This window comes from Mesorhizobium sp. M7A.F.Ca.US.005.03.2.1 (genome assembly GCF_003997795.1).
GTDB classification, from domain to species: Bacteria; Pseudomonadota; Alphaproteobacteria; order Rhizobiales; family Rhizobiaceae; genus Mesorhizobium; species Mesorhizobium ciceri.
Genome location: NZ_RZRP01001564.1, coordinates 1 through 536, shown reverse-complemented (window position 1 = coordinate 536; position 536 = coordinate 1). Strand labels below are relative to the sequence as shown.

Below are 536 nucleotides of genomic sequence, written 5' to 3'. Positions count from 1 at the left end.
GTTCCGCTGAGCGGCGTACCGTTTGGCACCGATGTCCGATCGAGAACAAGCTGCGGCTTGTCTGATGCGGTCTGCCCGATAAAGCGCAGAAAATTGGTGACTTCGCATTGGCTTGGTTCAATGAGCCGGACGCTGATGTCCGGCTCGACATGGAATTTGGCCTGGAACTCGGCCAGCATGCCTTCGAATGGCTGGACCGATGTTCCAAAGCCTTCGATCGCGGCAGCCTTGTCGGTTGCTGAGGTCATCGTCGCATAGAAACAGTCGCCGCCGCCGAAGTCGCGAACCCATGACACCCGTTGGGCGATGTCGTCGACGGCCGGGGGAATCTCCGGTTTGGGCACGTTCAACGCGACAGCAGGTTGGTCCGGCTGGTTGCTTGTCGGCAAGGCAGGGCTCTCGGCGTTCGCGACAGCCGGCGGGGCCGCAGTGGGATTGGGCTCCCGCGTTGCGGGTGCCGCCGGCTTGCTGGCCTGCGGTTCGGGCTTTTGGCTCTCGCCAACCTTGGGCTCAGCGGGCGGCAGCGTCGAGGCTTT

The 536-nt window shown here is 63.2% G+C and carries 1 pseudogene; it reads right to left on the bottom strand.

Features of this window, described 5'->3' with window-relative positions:
• Positions 1–389 (bottom strand): annotated as a pseudogene (locus EN991_RS39155) (serine/threonine protein kinase); the annotation flags it as partial.
• Between the last annotated feature and the right edge of the window lie 147 nt (positions 390–536).